Origin of the sequence: Sphaerisporangium rhizosphaerae (assembly GCF_042665155.1) — a bacterium.
In the GTDB taxonomy this organism is placed as follows: Bacteria; Actinomycetota; Actinomycetes; order Streptosporangiales; family Streptosporangiaceae; genus Sphaerisporangium; species Sphaerisporangium rhizosphaerae.
In genome coordinates this window covers 1-16,768 of the sequence record NZ_JBHTCG010000032.1, presented here as the reverse complement: position 1 = coordinate 16,768, position 16,768 = coordinate 1, and the positions used below count along the sequence as shown (strand labels likewise).

The window sequence follows — 16,768 nt, the reverse complement described above, 5'->3', positions numbered from 1 at the left end:
ACCGGCCCCGCCGCGAGGGCCGCTAGATCCAGTCCTTCTTGCGGAACACGACGTACAGGATCGCCGACGCCACCACGATCAGCAGGCTGGAGGTCCAGAAGCCCTCGGCGTGGGAGAACCCCGGGAAGGGGATGTTCTGCCCGTAGAAGCCGGTGATCAGCGTGGGCACGGCGATGATCGCCGCCCAGCTCGTCACCCGCTTCATGATGTCGTTCATGCGGTAGCCCTGCAGGTTCAGATGGGTCTCGTAGACGTTGCCCACCAGGTCGCGCAGCGACTCGGTCCATTCGGACACCCGCAGCACGTGGTCGTAGACGTCCTGGTAGTAGGGCGCCATCTCGGACTCCACCACGCCCAGGTCGCGGCGCATCAGGCTGGTGAGCACCTCGCGCATCGGCAGCACGACCCGCCGGAACCGCACGGTGGTGCGGCGCACGTCGAACATGCGCCGCTGCATGCCCCGGTTGTTGCCGGGCCGCTCGGTGAACAGCCCGTCCTCCAGCGCCTCCACCCGGTCGTCGAGCGCCTGGGCGACGTCGAAGTGACCGTCCACCACGTAGTCCAGCAGGGTGTGCAGCAGGAAGGACACCCCGTGCCCCGCCTTGCCCGGGCTGGCGTCCCAGCGCGCCGTGATCGCGTCGATGTCGCACGAGTCGTCCGAGCGCACGGTGACCAGCGCGTTCTTGGTCACGAAGACCGAGAGCTCGGTGAGGTGCAGGGCCGTCGCGTCCTCTCCCAGCCGGACGGCGTACAGCGTGAGGAACAGGTGGCTTTCGTAGATGTCCAGCTTGGGCCGCTGATGGGGGTGCAGGACGTCCTCGACGGCGAGCTCGTGCAGCCCGAGCTCCTCGCTGATGACCGCGAGCTTCTCCGGCGTGGGGGACAGCAGGTCGAACCACACGGTCGCCGAGGGGTCCTTGAGGTGCTCGGAGACATCGGCGTAGGGGAACCCCTCGGCCTCCAGGACGCCATTGCGGTACAGGCGGGTGCGCACCATGCCCGCCACCCTAGACCCGCACGTCAAGAGCGGCGCAGACCGGCCCGCAACACGAAGACGATCAGAGCCAGACCGGCGAGGATCTGCGCGCCGAGCACGATGCGGTTGACGTCCACGGCCGGCGCCCACGACACCTCGCCGTCCCTGACGACGTACGCGCCGACCGGGCGGGCGATCGCGCCGCCGCCCCCGCCCATGCCGCCGCGCACCTGGCTCCCCACGTCGCCCTGGCCGAAACCGCCGCCGGCGCGTACCGAGACCGCCGGGATGACGGTGGCGCCGTCCTTCTCGTACGGCTGCCCGTACACCCGCTGCGCCCCGGAAAGGTGCTCGAAGAACTCCCGCAGTTCCATGCCCGCCTCCGTGATCGAATCGCCTCTAGGGTCATCATGCCTCTCCCGGCCGGCACGCACTCGGGATCGAGCCGGTACGGATAGAAAGGGGGTGTGAACGAGCACGAGAACGCGGACGGCGTCCGCCCAGGGGTACCAGGGCCCGGGGACGACGCCTTCACGCGCGCGTACGAGATCCGCCGGCCGGCGCCGCACGACGCCCCCGCCGTCTACGAGGTGGTGTCGGCCTGTGACACCGCGGTGCTGGGGCATCCCGACATGACGCCCGACGACGTGGCCGACGTGCTGGCCGACCCGGCGCTCGACCTGGAACGCGACGCCTGGCTGGTCCTCCGGCGCGAGGACGGCGGCCCGGCGGGCTGGGCGTACGCCCTGCGCCAGGGGGAGGACGTCGTCGAGATCGAGGTCTGCTCCCGCGAGGAGGAGGTCCGGGCCTGGCTGTGGGACACCGTGCTCGACCGCGCCCGGCGCGTCACCGCCGAGATCGCGGTCTACCGGCAGGACGAGACCAAGCGGGCCGAGGCCGCCGCGCGCGGGTTCACGCCGGCGACGAGCTTCCACCGGCTGCGCGCCGACCACGCCGAGGTGGAGCCGGGCTCCCTGCCCGGCGTCACCGTCCACCCGGCGGCCGGGTCGGAGGAGCGGATGCGCGCCGCCCACCGCGTCCACCAGGAGGGTTTCGCGGAGCATTTCGGGTTCGTCCCCAAGGACTACGCCCGCTGGAAGGCCGACTTCGAGGCTTCAAGCACCCACGACTGGTCCCAGCTCCTGCTCGCCGAGGTGGACGGCGTGCCGGCCGCCATGCTGCTCGGGTCGGACATGTTCGCCGCCGACGAGAACTGCGGGTACGTCCGCATCCTGTCGGTGCTGCCGGAGTTCCGCGGCCGGGGACTCGGCCGGCTGCTGCTCAAGCGGGCCTTCGCCGCCGACGCGCGCCGGGGGAGGGCCGGGACGTACCTGCACGTGGACGCGGGCAACACCACCCCGGCGCTCGACCTGTACCTGTCGGTCGGCATGCGCCCCGTCCTGGCCATCGACGTCTGGCGCCGCGCCCTCTAGGAAAGGCGGGGACGGCGCAGCAGGGGCAGCACGCACGCCGCGCCCACCACCGCGCAGGCGGCCAGGCCGAACCCGGTCACTCCGATCGCGCGCGAGGAAGGGGAGAGGCTCAGGTACACCGAGCCGAAGGTCGCCACGCCCATCACCTGGCCGAGCTGGAGCGTCGTGGACATCAGCCCGCTCGCGTCCGGCGCGTCCCGCGGCTCCACGCCGGCCAGGGCGACGGTGAACAGCGGGCTGTAGGCCAGCCCGAGACCGGCGCCGGTCACGGCGAGCAGGATCTCCAGCAGCGGCTCGCCCCGGCCGCCGCCGCCGAACACCGGGGACAGGCCCGCGTAGCCGAGGGCCGCGAGCGCGAACCCGGCGAGGATCAGGCCGCGGTGCAGCCGGGCGGGCAGGCGCCGCCAGGTGAGGCTCACGACCGCGAACCCCGCCGCGCCGGGCACGAAGGTCAGGCCCGCGCGCAGCGGCCCGTCCCCGATCCCGCCCTGCAGGTGCAGCGCCACGGTGAACAGGAACCCGCCCCAGGTCACCATCGCGAAGAAGACGCCGAGCACGCCGGGGAGCAGGCCGGGGGCGCGCAGGAGCCGGCCGGGCACCAGGGGATGCCGGGCGCGCCGCTCCGCGACGGCGAAGACGCCGAGCAGCGCCACGCCGGCCGCCATCGAGCACCAGCCCCACAGCGGCCAGTGCTGCTCGTGCCCGAGGACCAGGGGGATCACCAGCAGCGACACCGCCGCCGAGAAGCAGAGCAGTCCGGGCAGGTCGAGCCCCTGGTCGCGCGGCACGTGGTCGGAGGGCAGCATCCGCGCGCCGGCGGCGAGCAGCGCGAGGCCGATCGGCACGTTGACCAGGAAGACCGGGCGCCACTGGGTGCCGAACAGGTCGGCGGTCACCAGCAGGCCGCCGAGCACCTGCCCGGCGACGATGCCGCCGGCCAGCACCGCCGAGTAGGCGCTGAGCGCCCTGGCCCGCGCGGCGCCCGCGAAGTTGAGCTGGATGATGCTGAGCACCTGGGGCACCATGAAGGCGGCGCCCGCGCCCTGCGCCAGGCGGAACCCGATCAGCGCGCCCTCGGAGCCGGCCAGTCCGCAGGTCAGGGACGCGGCGGTGAACAGGGCCAGGCCGAGCAGGAACATCCGGCGCGGGCCCGACAGGCCGCCCAGCCGGGCCCCGGTGATGAGCAGCATGGCGTAGGCGATGGTGTAGCCGGAGATGATCAGTTGCAGGCCGGAGCCCGAGGCGCCGAGGGCGGCGCGGATCGTCGGGGCGGCGACGTTGACGATCGACACGTCGAGGATCGCCATGAACTGTCCCGCCAGGACCACGGCGAGCGTCCATCCCGGGCCGCGCCGGGACCGCGGGACGGCGGGGGCGAGCGTTGCTACGGAGGTCATGCCAGGAATCGTCGGGCCGTTCCGGTACCGGTAACGAGAGCCTGCCGATCCTGGTAGCGGCACTACCTGGCAAGACGCCGCCCTCCGCGCCATCATGGACCCCGTGACGAGGACGGTTTCCAGGCGGGGGGAGCTCGCGGCGTTCCTGCGCAGCCGGCGTGAGCGCATCGCCCCGGCCGACGTTGGCCTGCCGCCGGGCCTGCGCCGCCGCACGCCGGGGCTGCGGCGCGAGGAGGTGGCCCAGCTCGCCGGGGTCGGCGTCACCTGGTACACCTGGCTGGAGCAGGGCCGGCCGATCAACGCCAGCGTCCAGGTGCTGGACGCCATCGCCCGCACGCTGAGACTCGACACGGCCGAGCGCGAGCACCTCTACCGGCTCGCCGATGTGCCCGAGGTGCCGCAGAACGACGGCTGCGGCCGGCTGGAGCCCGAGGTGCACACCATCCTGGCCGGCCTCGACCCACTCGCGGCGGTGGTCTACAACAGTCGCTACGACGTGCTGGCCTGGAACTCCACCTACGCGTTGCTGTTCCCGACGCTGGTCGGCGGCGACCTGCCCGAGCGCAACGCCGTCTGGCAGTGCTTCACCTGTCCCGAATGCTGCAACCCGGTGCGCAACCTCCAGGACGAGCGCGGCCTCATGGTGGGCATGCTGCGCGCGGCCTTCGGACGCCATCTCGGCGAGCCGTCGTGGGTCGACTTCGTCCGCAGGCTCTCGGCGGCCAGCCCCACCTTCGCCCGGATGTGGGCCAGCCACGACGTGGCCAAGCCGGGCACGCGCATGAAGATCTTCCAGCGGTCCGGCGTCGGCCTGGTCCGCATGGCCTCCACCAGCCTGACCCTGGCCACGCCCCCGGAGACCCGCGTCGTCGTGTACACGCCCATGGACGACGAGAGCCGCGGGCGCATCGAGTGGCTTCGCGCGCACCCGGACGTCCCGGCCGGCGACCACACCCACTGACCGGGGAGAACCGACGGCCGGTGCCGGGTCTGTCGTGGTTTATCCGATCGTGACTTGACGGCGGATGTGTCGCGCGGGTTACATGAACCTACCCCCGTAAACGTTTTCAGTGGTCTTCCCGGAGATCTGTAAACGTTTACTTTTCCCCCTGGACCGAGGTGACACGTGAGTGACGGGCCGACCATCACGACGATCGCCCAGCGCGCCGGCGTCTCCATCGCCTCGGTGTCGCGCGTCCTCAACGGCCTGCCCACCAAGGCCGAGACCGAGCGGCGGGTGATGAGCGCCGCCCGCGAACTCGGCTACGTGCCGAACTCGGTGGCCAGGTCGCTGAAGTCCCGCCGCAGCAACCAGCTCGGGTTCGCCATGGCCGACATAGGCAACCCGGTGTACCTGGCGATGATCCGCGAGATCCAGCCCGTGCTGAGGGCGGCCGGCTACCGCCTGGTCCTGCACTCCACCAACGCCGACACCGATGACGAGATCGACGTGCTGCGCGGGCTCGGCGAGCGGTACATCGACGGGCTCATCATGATCCCGCTGCGGGTCACCGGCGAGCACCTGAAGATGTTCGCCGCGGCCCGCGCGCCCGTCGTCGTCATCGGCTCGGTCCCCGAGGGCACCCCGGTCGACAACGTGCGCACCGACTCCCGCGAGGGCGTGCGGCTGGCCGTCGAGCACCTCCACGGCCTCGGCCGCCGGCGCATCGGCTTCGTCAACGGCCCGCTGGACACCGTGCCCGGCGCCGCCCGCGCCGCGGCCTACGCCGAGGCGGTGCGCGCCCTCGGCCTGCCGCACGACCCCGCGCTGGCCGAGGTCGGCGACTTCTACCGCGCCGACGGCGCCCGCGCCACCGCCCGGCTGCTCGAACGCGCGCCGGACGTGGACGCGCTGCTGTGCGCCAACGACCTGATCGCGCTCGGCGCACTGGACGTCCTGCGCCGCGAGGGACGCCGGGTGCCGCAGGACGTCGCCGTGGCCGGCATGGACGACACCGACCTGGCCACGCTCGCCTGGCCCCCGCTGACCAGCGTGTCGCTCGGCTCGCCCGAACGCGGCCGCGCCGCCGCCGAGCTGCTGCTGGACCGGCTGGCCAGCAGGGACCGCGAGCCCCGCGTCGTCACCGTCGAGCCCCGCCTGGTCGTCCGCGCCTCCACCGCGGGCGACGACGCCCCCGGCGAGCCGCCCGCCGTAGACGCCTCGACCGTAGACACCCCGGCCCGCGACGTCTCGGCCCGTGACGGCTCCGCCGTCGGAGAGACCGTCGGCGACTCGGGGAGGGAGGCGCCGTGACCATGACCGCGCGGACGACCCGGCGGCCCGCGGCGGGCCGGCGCGCCGGCGGCGGCGAGGCCCGGCGCGGGCGCGAGACGCTCGCCCTCATGCTGCCCGCCCTGGTCCCGGTGCTGGTGTTCAGCGTCGGCCCGCTGCTCTACGGCATCTTCCTCGCCTTCACCGACGCCCGCTCCGGGCGCAACTCGGTGACCTCGTTCGTCGGCCTCGCCAACTTCGGCGACCTGTTCGCCGACGGCGACTTCTGGGAGTCCTTCCGCATCGGCCTGGTCTGGGCCGTCTCGGTGACCGTGCTGCAGTTCGCCGCCTCCCTCGGGCTGGCGCTGCTGCTCAACGAGAACCTGCGGTTCCGGGCGTTCGCCCGGGTGCTCGCCCTGGTGCCCTGGGCCATGCCGCCGGTCGTCATCGGCCTGATGTGGCGCCTGGTCTACCACCCGAACGCGGGCATACTCAACAGCGTCCTGCAGCAGGCCGGCCTGCTGGACCACAACATCGACTGGCTCAACGACTTCTCCATCGCGCTGCCCGCGGTGATCGTCGTCGGCGTGTGGACCGGCATGCCGCAGACCACCGTCGTCCTGCTGGCCGGCCTGCAGAACGTCCCCGGGGAACTGCACGAGGCCGGTCACATGGACGGCGCCTCCACCTTCCGCCGCTTCTGGAGCATCACCCTGCCCCAGCTGCGCCCCATCATCGTCACCATCACCTCGCTGGACTTCGTCTGGAACATCAACCAGTTCGGCCTGGTGTACGTGCTCACCCAGGGCGGCCCCGGCGGGCGGACGCGGCTGCCGATGCTGTTCGCCTACGAGGAGGCGTTCCGCTACGGCTTCTTCGGCTACGCCGCCACGCTCGGCGTCGCCTTCGTCATCGTCGTGCTGGCCCTGCTGAGCCTGTACATCGGCCGGCGACTGCGGGAGGCGGAGTAAGAGATGCGCAGACCCCTGCAGTACCTCGCCCTGCTGGCCTACATGGTCTTCCTGGCGTTCCCGCTGGTCTGGCTGCTGTCCACGGCGCTGAAGACCTCGCGCGAGATGGCGAGCCTCACCCCGTCGTGGATCCCGCGCCACCCCGTGCTGAGCAACTTCGCCGACGCCTTCGCCGAGCAGGACATCGTCGGCAGCGCCCTGCGCAGCCTCGGCGTCGCCGTCGCCACCTCGCTGCTGACGATCGTGCTCGCGCTGCCCGCCGCGTACGCGATGGCCCGCCACCGCTCGCTGCTCGGCAAGCTCGCCGTGGGATGGGTGCTGGTCAGCCAGGTCTTCCCGTTCATCCTGATCATCATCCCGCTGTTCATGGTGCTGCGGACCCTGGACCTGGTCAACACGCTGCCCGGCCTCACCATCGTCCACGTCACCTTCGTCCTGCCGTTCGCGCTGTGGATGCTCCAGGGGTACGTGCGCGCGGTGCCCCGCGAGCTGGAGGAGGCCGCGGCCGTGGACGGCGCCGGGCGGGTGCGCGCCATCGTCCGGGTCGTCGCGCCGCTGCTGGCCCCCGGCGTGGTCGCGACGGCGCTGTTCGCGTTCATCTCCTCCTGGAACGAGTTCCTGTTCGCGCTGGTCGTCCTCAAGGACCCCGGCGTGGCCACGCTGCCCCTGACCCTGGTGAAGTTCACCGGCGCGGAAGGCGTCGTGCGCCTCGGCCCGCTCGCGGCGGCCTCGCTGCTCGCCACGATCCCCAGCCTGGCCTTCTTCGCGATCATCCAGCGGCGGCTGAGATCCGGCCTCATGGCCGGCGCCGTCAAGGGATGACCGGCCATCCTCCGGCCCGAGCCGAGCACCTGCGAGGCGAAGCCCACAGCCACGGCACCCCCTGATAGGAGAGTCTCTTGCGTACCAGAACCGCACTCGCGGCGGCGGCGGCCGCGATCGCCGCGCTGACGGCCGGCTGTTCGTCCGGCGCCGGCACCACCACGACCGGCGGCGGCGACGGCGGGACGGTGACCCTGAAGTTCCTCAGCCTCGCCTGGCAGAAGGAGTCCATCGCCGCCAACAAGCAGATCGTCGACGAATGGAACAAGGCCAACCCCGCCACCAGGGTCGAGTACGTCCAGGGAAGCTGGGACAACGTCAACGACCAGCTCGTCACCTCCTTCGAGGGCGGCGACCCGCCGGACGTCATCCACGACGACTCCCCGGCGCTCGCCGGGTTCGCCTCGCGCGGCTACCTGCTCGACCTGTCGGCCAAGCTGCCCCCCGACCTGAAGAACGACATCCCGCAGCCCGCGTGGGACACCGTCACCTTCGGCGACGGCAAGGGCGGCCAGGGCGTGTACGGCGTGCCGTTCCTGCAGGAGTCGCAGGTGCTGATCGGCAACAAGAAGCTGCTCGACGCCGCCAAGGTGCGCATCCCCACCCCGGACGCCCCCTGGACCTGGGACGAGTTCGCCGAGATCAGCAAGAAGCTCACCAAGGGCGGGAACTACGGCGTCGCCTGGCCGCTGAAGTCCCCGGTCAACAAGGTGCTCAACCTGGCGCTCAACTTCGGCGGCACCTTCTTCCAGGTGGACGGCGCCAAGGCCACCGTCAAGGTGGGCCCCGGCGAGCGCGAGGTCATGCAGCGCATCCACGACCAGCTCTACAAGGACAAGTCGGCCGACCCCTCCGCGCTCGGCATGGGCACCGCCGACCCGCTGCCCGGCTTCTACGCCGGCAAGTACGCCCTGCTGCCCGCGGGCGTCTACCTGCGCCAGCAGGTCGCCGAGCAGGCGCCGGAGGACTTCGACTGGATCACCATCCCGCCGCTCAAGGGCACCACCTCCGAGCAGGGCGCCACCTCCCAGACGCTGTCGGTCGCCGCCGACAGCGAGTACCCCGAGCAGGCGACGAAGTTCATCTCCTTCTTCCTCGACAGCGCCAACCAGGCGAGGCTCGCCAAGGGCGACTGGCTGCTGCCCACCAGCGTCAAGGCGGCGAGCGACCCGTCCATGACGACCAAGGAGAACGGCTGGGACGTCGCCACCGCCTCGGCCAAGAACCTGGTCGTCGCGCCGTACCTGAAGGTCAACGGCTTCGACGAGTGGAAGAGCAAGGTGGCCACCCCCACCCTGCAGCAGTACTTCGCCGACAAGATCACCCTCGACCAGGCGGCGAAGACCCTCACCGACGAGGGCAACAAGGTGCTGGAGCGGTACGGCAAATGAGCCTGACCCGCGCCCGGGGGTGCCTGCTCGGCCTGGCGGCCGGCGACGCCCTCGGGCGGCCCGCCGAGAACCTTCCGCCCGAGGAGATCGCCCGGCGTCACGGCCGCCTCACCGAGATCGAACCGGGCAAGGGCGGCACCGACGACACCGAGTACACCATCTTCGCCGCGTCGCTGCTGTGCCGGTACGGCGCGGCCATGACCCCGGCGGACGTGGCCAGGGAGTACCGCGAGCAGATCATCCCGTCCATCGACGGGCCCATGCGCGGCGCCGGGTTCTCCGAGCTCGGCGCCGTCCAGGCTCTGCGCCGCGGCCTGGCGCCGCCGATGTCGGGCGAGTGGCACCAGCACGGCTGGTCGGACGGCCTGGCCATGCGCGCCGCGCCCTACGGCATCTTCGCGGCCGGCGACCCGGGGGAGGCGGCGCGGCTGGTGGCCGTGGACGGAGTGGTGAGCAACGGCGTCGAGGGCGTGTACGGCGGCCAGGCGGTCGCCGCCGCGGTCGCCGTCGCGATGACCGGCGCCGCGCCCGCCGAGGTCGTTCAGGCGGGGCTCGCCGCCGTCCCCGAGGACTCCTGGACCTCCCGGAACCTGCGCGCGGCGGTGGACGCCGTCGCCGCCGGGTCGGTGGAGCGGCTGTACGCGGCCGTCGTGGTGCGCCACTACCCGTGGACCGACCTCGCGCCCGAGGCCGTCGCGCTCGCCTTCGCCGGCTACCTCATGGGCGCCGGCGAGGTGGAGGAGTCGGTCGTGTCGGCCGCCAACCTGGGCCGCGACGCCGACACCACCGCGGCCATCGCCGGCGCCCTCGCGGGGGCGGGGCGCGGCGAGGCCGCCGTCCCCGCGCGCTGGGCTAGGGAGATCGGCCCCGCCACCGGCCGCTGCCTCCCCGTCGTCGCCGGCCGCCACGTCCTGGACGTCGCCACCGCGCTGTACGCGGCATCCCAGAACGCCCACGCACCCGACGACGAAGCCCCGCGATGACCGCTTCGGCGGGATAGATCGGGATAGAGGAGAGACATGCAATCGGGGGACAGGACCAAGGACGCGCCCGGCACGGCCGCGGACCGGGTCGCGGGCGCCTTCGTCGGGCTGGCCATCGGCGACGCCGCCGGGTGGCCGTCCGCGCGCCACCGCTCCGCGCTGCTCGCGCCGTGGACCAGGCGGCTGGAACGCGAGCTGGACGCCTTCGCCGAGGAGCACCGCCTCACCACGCTCCCCGTGCCGTTCACGCTGAACCAGCCCGTCGAGCCGCTCGCCCTCGGCCCGTCCGACGACGCCGAGTGGCTCGCCTGGACCGCGCTGACCCTCCACCAGGACCGCGCCGAGGCCTTCACCGCCCTCGCGGGACGCTCGGACCTGCGGGTGCGCATCTCGGTGCGTTCGGCCCTCGCCAACCTGGCCGCGGGCAAGCCGCCCCCGGTCAGCGGCCACGACAACCCGCACCACTTCGACGACGCCGCCGCCGTCCGCGCCGTGGCCTTCGCCGCCGCCGCTCCCGGCTCCGCCGCCCTGCCGGACCTCGTGCGGGCCGACGCCTCGGTCACCAACTCCGGGGACGGGGTCCTCGGCGCGCTCGCGATGGCCGCCGCGGTCGCGGTGCTCGTCGCGGGCGGGACGATGGGCGCGGCGGTGGAGGCGGCGCTGGCCGAGCTGCCCGGGGACACCGCCATCGGCCACGCCGCCAGGACGGCCCTCGCGGCGGCCCGCCGGGCGGGCGATCCGTTCGCGGCCGTCCCGGCCCTGGACGCCGCGCTGGTCGACCACGTCTACAGCTACGGGGTCGCCGCCGCGCAGACCGTCCCCGCGGCGCTCGCGCTCGCGGAGGTGTCCGGCGGCTCGCTCACCGCGGCCGTCCCCGCCGCCGCCTGCCTGTCATCGCTCGCCGACTCCGCCCCGGCCCTCACCGGTGCGCTCACCGGCGCCCGCACCGGGCTCCGCGCGCTCCCCGAGGGCTGGTGCGCCGCGGCGCGCACGCTCACCGGCTGCGGCCTCCCCGAGCTGGCCGGAGCCGATCTCATCGACATCGCTGGAGGACTGGCATGACGCCGCTGGAGGACCTGCTGACCGACAAGGCCGTCGGATGCGTGACGGGCGCGGCGGTCGGCGACGCCATCGGCGGCGCCACCGAAGGCTGGACGCCCGGCCAGATCCAGGAACGGTACGACGGGTACGTGACGGGCATCGTCCCGCCGTACTTCGAGGACTGGCGCAACGCGCGCCCCATCGCGCCTTATCACAAGGGCGACGGCCACATCACCGACGACACCCTCATGACGCACGCCCTCATCCGCGTGTACGAGAAGGTCGGCGGTCACCTGGACGCCTACGCCGCCGCCGACCACCTGGTGCCGGAGATGATGGGCGAGAAACGCTGGATCCCCGAGCTGGAGGCCGAGGCGCTGCCTCTGCAACGGGTCTTCCTCGCCGAGAAGTGGCTGGTCCTGCGCCTGCACTACGGGCACATCGACCCGCGCGAGGCCGGGGTGGGCAACATCGTCAACTGCGGCGCCGCGATGTACATGGCGCCGGTCGGCATCGTCAACGCCGCCAACCCCGACGGCGCGTACGCCGAGGCCGTCGACCTGGCGGGCGCCCACCAGTCCAGCTACGGCCGGGAGGCGGCCGGCGTGCTGGCCGCCGCCGTCGCCGAGGCGATGCGTCCCGGCGCGAGCGCCGACTCGGTCGTGGCCACCTGCCTGCGGCTGGCCCGCGACGGCACCCGCGCCGCCATCGACGCCGTGTGCGAGCGGGCCCGCGGCCTGGACCACTGGGAGGGGTCGTTCGACGCGCTCCGCGAGGCCGTCAAGCCCTACGACACCGTCGCCGACACCTACCGCGACCAGGGCCTCGGGGCGCGGCGGCCGAGCCGGCTGCACAGCATCGAGGAACTGCCGCTGGCGCTCGCCTTCCTGGTCATCGCCAAGGGCGACTATCGCGACACCGTGCTCGGCGGCGTCAACTACGGGCGCGACGCCGACTCCATCGCCAGCATGGGCGGCGCGATCGCCGGCGCCCTCGGCGGGGCCAAGGCGGTGCCCGCCGAATGGCTCGACCCGGTGTCCGAGGCCAGCCGCATGGACCTGGTCGCCCCCGGCCTGGCGATCGCCGAGGTCGCCCGGCGCGTCCACGCCGGCGACCTCGCCGCCCGCCGTGCCCACGAGGCCGCCTTCACCGCCCTGACCTGGGACAACACCCCCGGACTCCCGTCATGAGCGGCGACCGGCCGATCAGGCTGACCTGGGTGCAGCCGGAGGATCTGGTGGGACACGAGCTGCGGCAGGCCGGCGAGGACGGCCGGGGCGCCCAGGCCGCCCCGATCGCCGACCGGTGGCACGCCGCCGGAGGGCACGACGCGCCGCCCCGCGCCGGGGCCTCGCCCGAGCCGCCCGCCCCCGAGCTGCGAGCGCTGGCCGCCGAGCTGCTCGACGAGCTGGCGGGCATCCCCTCCCCGCTGCCCGAGCCGACCGGTCTCGCCGGCATCCGCGCGGCCGCTTCCGCCTGGGCGGCGTCCGGCACTCCGGACAGCGCGGCCACCCTTGCCCGGCCGGGGTCCGGCGTTCCGGACGGCGCGGCCACACTTGCCCGGGTCGGGTCCGGCGCTCCGGAGCGTCCGGGCGCCCACCCCGACGAGCTGGGCGAGCGGCTGCTGGGGGCGTGGCGCGGACGGGCGGCGGGGTGCGTGCTGGGCAAGCCGGTGGAGAAGATCCCCCGCCAGGGCATCAGGGAGATCGCCGAGGCGACCGGCAACTGGCCGATCCGCGGCTGGTTCACCGCCGAGGGGCTGCCGGCCGAGGTGGCGGCCCGCTGGCCGTGGAACCGGCGCAGCGCCGCCACCTCCCTCGCCGAGACCCTCGACGGCGTCCCCGAGGACGACGACCTGAACTTCCCCCTGCTGGCCCTGTCCCTGCTGGAGCGGCACGGCCGCGGGTTCACCACGGCCGACGTCGCCGCCCTGTGGCTGGAGGAGCTGCCCGCCGGCCGGGTCTTCACCGCCGAGCGCGTGGCCTACCGCAACCTGCTCGACGGACTGGAACCGCCGCGCACGGCCACGTGGCGCAACCCCTTCAGGGAGTGGATCGGCGCGCTGATCAGGGCCGACGTGTACGGCTGGGCCAACCCCGGCGACGTGCGCGCGGCGGCGGAGTTCGCCTGGCGGGACGCGCGCCTCAGCCACACCGCCAACGGGGTCTACGGCGCCATGATGGTCGCCGCCATGTGCGCCCGGTCCCTGGTCGTGCCCTCCGGCGACCCGGCCGCGGCGGTGGAGGAGGTCGTGGCCGCCGGACTGTCGGTCGTCCCCGCCGGTTCCCGGCTCGCCCGGGCCGTCCGGGACGCCGTCGCCGACGCGCGGGCCGAACCCGACTTCGAGCGGGTCGTCGACCGCCTGTACGAGCGGCACGGCGGGCTGCACTGGGTGCACACCGTCAACAACGCGGCCCTGGTGGCCGCCGCGCTGACGCACGGCCGCGGCGACTTCACCGCCTCGGTCGCGGGCGCGGTCGCCGCGGGATGGGACACCGACTCGGCCGGCGCCACGGTGGGCTCCATCGCCGGCGGCCTGCTGGGTGCCTCGCGCATCCCGTCCGGGTGGGCGCTCGGCGACCGGCTGGCGAGCAGCCTGCGCGGCTTCGACGGCATCGGCTTCGACGAGCTCACCCGCCGCACGCTCGCCGTGGCATCGTGACCACCACAGCGGCGCCGGACGGGCGGAGCCGTACAGGGATGCCGGACGGGCGGACCCGCACAGCGGCGCGGGACGGGCGGAGCCTCACTGAGGTGTCGGGCGGGGGAGAGGACAGACCATGATCTCGGTATTCGGCAGCGCGAACATGGACCTGGTGGCCTACACCGCGGTCGTGCCCGGGCGCGGCGAGACCGTCACCGGGCACGCATTCCGCACGATCCCGGGAGGCAAGGGCGCGAACCAGGCCGTCGCGGCGGCGCGCGCCGGAGCGGCCACCTGCTTCGTCGGCGCGGTCGGGGACGACGCGTTCGGCCCCGTCATGCGCGACACGCTCGCCGGGGCCGGCGTCGACGTGAGCCGCCTTCGGGTGGTGCCCGGGTCGTCGGGCATCGCGCACATCGTCGTGGACGACGACGGCGGCAACTCCATCATCGTCATCCCCGGTGCGAACGGCACGATCACCGCCCCGTCCGACGAGGACCTCGCCGTCATCGACCGCTCCGACGCGCTGCTGCTGCAACTGGAGCTGCCCATGGAGGCCGTGGTGGCCGCCGCGCGACGGGCCAGGGTCCCGGTCGTCCTCACCCCCGCCCCGGTCCAGGACCTGCCCCGCGAACTGCTCGGCGCCGTCGACCTCATCGTCCCCAACGAGCACGAGGCCGCGGCGATCACCGGCCTGGCCGACCCCGAGGAGGCGCTGAAGGCGCTGCTCGACCTCGTCCCCGAGGCGGTGATCACCCTCGGCGCGGAGGGGGCGCTGTACGGCGCCCGGACGGGCCGCCCGTTGCGGGTGCCGGCGGTGCCGGTGCGGGCCGTCGACACCACGGCGGCCGGCGACACCTTCGTCGGCGCGCTCGCCGTGGCCCGCGCCGAGGGCCGGCCGCAGGAGCAGGCCCTGCGGTTCGCCGCCACGGCCGCCGCCCTGTCGGTCCAGCGCCCCGGCGCGAGCACCTCGATGCCCACGCGCCCCGAGATCGAGGCGGCCCTCGCGTGACCGGGCCGGAGCCGCCCGCGGCGGCGACCGTCGTCACCACGCGGAACCACCGAGGAGCCGCCCCGGAGCTCTGCGGGGGAGTCGTCAGGCGGACCCCGGAGCAGTCGTCACGCAGGACCCCGGAGGAGTCGTCATACGGGTCCCCGGAGGAGTCGTCATACGGGTCCCCGGAGCAGTCGTCACGCAGGACCCCGAAGGAGTCGTCACGCAGGACCACGGAGGATCAGACATGAAAGCCCTGGAAGGCGTCCGCGTCCTGGACCTGGCGACGCTGTTCGCCGGGCCGATGGCCGCGATGCTGCTCGGCGACTTCGGCGCCGAGGTGGTCAAGGTCGAGCACCCGGTCAAGCCCGACCCCTCCCGCGGACACGGTCCGGGCGGCCTGTGGTGGAAGGTGCTGGGCCGCAACAAGCGGGCCATGACCCTGGACCTGTCGACGGCCGAGGGGCAGCGGGTGCTGCTCGCGCTCGCCCGCGACGCCGACGTGGTCATCGAGAACTTCAGGCCCGGCACCCTCGAGCGCTGGAACCTGTCCTACGACCGTCTCCGCGAGGCCAACCCCCGCTTGGTGCTGGCCCGCGTCACCGGGTTCGGCCAGTTCGGCCCGTACGCGCGGCGTCCCGGGTTCGGCACCCTCGCCGAGGCGATGAGCGGGTTCGCCGCGATGACCGGCGAACCGGACGGGCCGCCCACCCTGCCCCCGTTCGGGCTGGCGGACGGCATCTGCGCCCTCGCCACCGCCTACGCCGTCATGGCCGCCCTCCACGCGCGTGAGGGCACCGGGGCCGGCCAGGTGGTCGACATGTCGATCATCGAGCCGATCCTCACCGTGCTCGGCGCCCAGCCGACCATCTACGACCGGCTCGGCGTGGTGCCGCCGCGCACGGGGAACCGCTCGGTCAACAACGCGCCGCGCAACACCTACCGCTGCGCCGACGGCACCTGGGTGGCCGTCTCCACCTCCGCCCAGAACATCGCCGAGCGGGTCATGCGCCTGGTCGGCCGGCCCGAGTACGTCCAGGAGCCGTGGTTCGCCACCGGCGCCGGACGCGTCGAGCACGCCGACGAGCTGGACCAGGCCGTCGCCGCGTGGGTCGGCGCGCGCACCCGCGAGGAGGTGCTGGACGCCTTCGAGCGCGCCCAGGCGGCGGTCGCCCCCATCTACGACGTGCGCGATGTCATGTCCGACCCGCAGCTCGCCGCCCTGGACGCGGTCACCACCGTCGAGGACCCCGGCCTCGGCCCGCTGCGCATGCAGAACGTCATGTTCCGCCTGTCGGCCACGCCGGGCGAGATCCGCTGGCCCGGCCGCCCCCACGGCGCCGACACCGCCGCCGTCCTGGCGGAGCTGGGCCTGTCCGACGCGGACGTGGCGGCCCTGCGCGACAAGGGCGTCGTCTAGCGCGATGACCACATGCGTTCACCGGGCGCAGCTCTCCACCCCCGGCCGCACCTGGTGCGGTGCCCACATGCGTTCGCTGGGCGCGGTTCTGCGCCCCCGGGCCGGACCTGGTGCGGTGTCCACATGCGTTCGCCGGGCGCGGTTCTCCGCCCCCGGGCCGGACCTGGTGCGGTGACCACGTACGTTCACCGGGCGCGGCTCTCCACCCCCGGCCACATGCTGCAGTGATCGGCGCCGGGTCGGCGGGTCGTGGTACGGCGATGCCGGCGCCTGTTACGGCGCCCGAGCCGGTGAACGTTCGTGGACGGCGCACTAGTGTCCCGCGCCTGAAATTCGTCCCAAATATTTAGCGAGTGATTCGAGGATCTCCTCGGCGGTCTTGGTCCATACGAAGGGTTTGGGGTTCTGGTTCCAGTGGGCGATCCAGGCGCGGATGTCCTTTTCCAGGGACTGGACGCTCTTGTGGACTCCGCGGCGGATGAGC

Annotated in this window: 15 protein-coding genes and 1 pseudogene; 12 read left to right on the top strand and 4 right to left on the bottom strand. The window is 73.5% G+C overall.

Translation table 11 applies throughout. The features are described from left to right. Window positions 1-22: 22 nt before the first annotated feature. Complete coding sequence (locus ACFQSB_RS32260; protein WP_380830624.1) at window positions 23-997, bottom strand: magnesium transporter CorA family protein; 975 nt, start codon at window positions 995-997, stop codon at window positions 23-25. A gap of 23 nt (window positions 998-1,020) precedes the next feature. Next, window positions 1,021-1,350, bottom strand: coding sequence for a spore germination protein GerW family protein (locus tag ACFQSB_RS32255; protein ID WP_354839606.1), 330 nt, complete (start codon window positions 1,348-1,350; stop codon window positions 1,021-1,023). Between the two features lie 93 nt (window positions 1,351-1,443). Between ACFQSB_RS32255 and ACFQSB_RS32250 the strand changes: the two genes are divergently transcribed. Then, window positions 1,444-2,409, top strand: coding sequence for a GNAT family N-acetyltransferase (locus ACFQSB_RS32250; RefSeq protein ID WP_380830623.1), 966 nt, complete (start codon window positions 1,444-1,446; stop codon window positions 2,407-2,409). On the opposite strand, the gene ACFQSB_RS32245 is transcribed toward ACFQSB_RS32250, so the two are convergent. After that, the gene (locus ACFQSB_RS32245) at window positions 2,406-3,806 is read right to left on the bottom strand and encodes an MFS transporter (RefSeq protein WP_380830622.1); all 1,401 of its coding nucleotides are present in this window, start codon (window positions 3,804-3,806) and stop codon (window positions 2,406-2,408) included. The genes ACFQSB_RS32250 and ACFQSB_RS32245 overlap by 4 nt on opposite strands. Window positions 3,807-3,909: 103 nt before the next feature. On the opposite strand from ACFQSB_RS32245, the gene ACFQSB_RS32240 reads away from it, so the two are divergent. From ACFQSB_RS32240 to ACFQSB_RS32190, 11 genes are all read left to right on the top strand, one after another. Beyond that, a complete protein-coding gene (locus tag ACFQSB_RS32240) occupies window positions 3,910-4,767 on the top strand; it encodes a helix-turn-helix transcriptional regulator (protein WP_380830621.1) in 858 nt (285 codons plus the stop codon). A gap of 165 nt (window positions 4,768-4,932) precedes the next feature. Then, window positions 4,933-6,060: a LacI family DNA-binding transcriptional regulator gene (locus ACFQSB_RS32235; protein ID WP_380830620.1), complete on the top strand. Its 1,128-nt coding sequence runs from the start codon at window positions 4,933-4,935 to the stop codon at window positions 6,058-6,060. Window positions 6,061-6,062: 2 nt separating this feature from the next. After that, window positions 6,063-6,989, top strand: coding sequence for a carbohydrate ABC transporter permease (locus tag ACFQSB_RS32230; protein ID WP_380830687.1), 927 nt, complete (start codon window positions 6,063-6,065; stop codon window positions 6,987-6,989). Between the two features lie 3 nt (window positions 6,990-6,992). Then, window positions 6,993-7,811 (top strand): carbohydrate ABC transporter permease, encoded by an 819-nt coding sequence (locus tag ACFQSB_RS32225; protein ID WP_380830619.1) that lies wholly within the window; start codon window positions 6,993-6,995, stop codon window positions 7,809-7,811. A gap of 77 nt (window positions 7,812-7,888) precedes the next feature. Next, complete coding sequence (locus ACFQSB_RS32220) at window positions 7,889-9,202, top strand: ABC transporter substrate-binding protein (RefSeq protein WP_380830618.1); 1,314 nt, start codon at window positions 7,889-7,891, stop codon at window positions 9,200-9,202. Next, on the top strand, window positions 9,199-10,185 hold the full coding sequence (locus ACFQSB_RS32215) for an ADP-ribosylglycohydrolase family protein (RefSeq protein ID WP_354921400.1): 987 nt from the start codon (window positions 9,199-9,201) through the stop codon (window positions 10,183-10,185). The genes ACFQSB_RS32220 and ACFQSB_RS32215 overlap by 4 nt, the downstream gene beginning before the upstream one ends. Before the next feature lie 36 nt (window positions 10,186-10,221). Continuing rightward, on the top strand, window positions 10,222-11,247 hold the full coding sequence (locus ACFQSB_RS32210; protein ID WP_380830617.1) for an ADP-ribosylglycohydrolase family protein: 1,026 nt from the start codon (window positions 10,222-10,224) through the stop codon (window positions 11,245-11,247). Further along, on the top strand, window positions 11,244-12,416 hold the full coding sequence (locus tag ACFQSB_RS32205) for an ADP-ribosylglycohydrolase family protein (RefSeq protein WP_380830616.1): 1,173 nt from the start codon (window positions 11,244-11,246) through the stop codon (window positions 12,414-12,416). Before ACFQSB_RS32210 ends, ACFQSB_RS32205 begins: the two co-directional genes overlap by 4 nt. Beyond that, entirely contained in the window at window positions 12,413-13,888 is a 1,476-nt protein-coding gene (locus ACFQSB_RS32200) for an ADP-ribosylglycohydrolase family protein (protein WP_380830615.1), read from the top strand. The genes ACFQSB_RS32205 and ACFQSB_RS32200 overlap by 4 nt, the downstream gene beginning before the upstream one ends. 118 nt (window positions 13,889-14,006) lie before the next feature. Continuing rightward, a complete protein-coding gene (locus ACFQSB_RS32195; RefSeq protein WP_380830614.1) occupies window positions 14,007-14,882 on the top strand; it encodes a ribokinase in 876 nt (291 codons plus the stop codon). A gap of 229 nt (window positions 14,883-15,111) precedes the next feature. Next, the gene (locus tag ACFQSB_RS32190; RefSeq protein ID WP_380830613.1) at window positions 15,112-16,284 is read left to right on the top strand and encodes a CaiB/BaiF CoA transferase family protein; all 1,173 of its coding nucleotides are present in this window, start codon (window positions 15,112-15,114) and stop codon (window positions 16,282-16,284) included. Window positions 16,285-16,596: 312 nt separating this feature from the next. On the opposite strand, the pseudogene ACFQSB_RS32185 reads toward ACFQSB_RS32190, so the two are convergent. After that, window positions 16,597-16,768: pseudogene (locus ACFQSB_RS32185) on the bottom strand (IS630 family transposase); the annotation flags it as partial.

Coding starts and splice junctions, on each gene's coding strand:
- ACFQSB_RS32260 (WP_380830624.1), bottom strand. CDS start 997: ATGGTGCGCACCCGCCTGTACCGCAATGGCGTCCTGGAGGCCGAGGGG.
- ACFQSB_RS32255 (WP_354839606.1), bottom strand. CDS start 1,350: ATGGAACTGCGGGAGTTCTTCGAGCACCTTTCCGGGGCGCAGCGGGTG.
- ACFQSB_RS32245 (WP_380830622.1), bottom strand. CDS start 3,806: ATGACCTCCGTAGCAACGCTCGCCCCCGCCGTCCCGCGGTCCCGGCGC.
- ACFQSB_RS32230 (WP_380830687.1), top strand. CDS start 6,063: ATGACCGCGCGGACGACCCGGCGGCCCGCGGCGGGCCGGCGCGCCGGC.
- ACFQSB_RS32225 (WP_380830619.1), top strand. CDS start 6,993: ATGCGCAGACCCCTGCAGTACCTCGCCCTGCTGGCCTACATGGTCTTC.
- ACFQSB_RS32215 (WP_354921400.1), top strand. CDS start 9,199: ATGAGCCTGACCCGCGCCCGGGGGTGCCTGCTCGGCCTGGCGGCCGGC.
- ACFQSB_RS32210 (WP_380830617.1), top strand. CDS start 10,222: ATGCAATCGGGGGACAGGACCAAGGACGCGCCCGGCACGGCCGCGGAC.
- ACFQSB_RS32205 (WP_380830616.1), top strand. CDS start 11,244: ATGACGCCGCTGGAGGACCTGCTGACCGACAAGGCCGTCGGATGCGTG.
- ACFQSB_RS32200 (WP_380830615.1), top strand. CDS start 12,413: ATGAGCGGCGACCGGCCGATCAGGCTGACCTGGGTGCAGCCGGAGGAT.
- ACFQSB_RS32195 (WP_380830614.1), top strand. CDS start 14,007: ATGATCTCGGTATTCGGCAGCGCGAACATGGACCTGGTGGCCTACACC.
- ACFQSB_RS32190 (WP_380830613.1), top strand. CDS start 15,112: ATGAAAGCCCTGGAAGGCGTCCGCGTCCTGGACCTGGCGACGCTGTTC.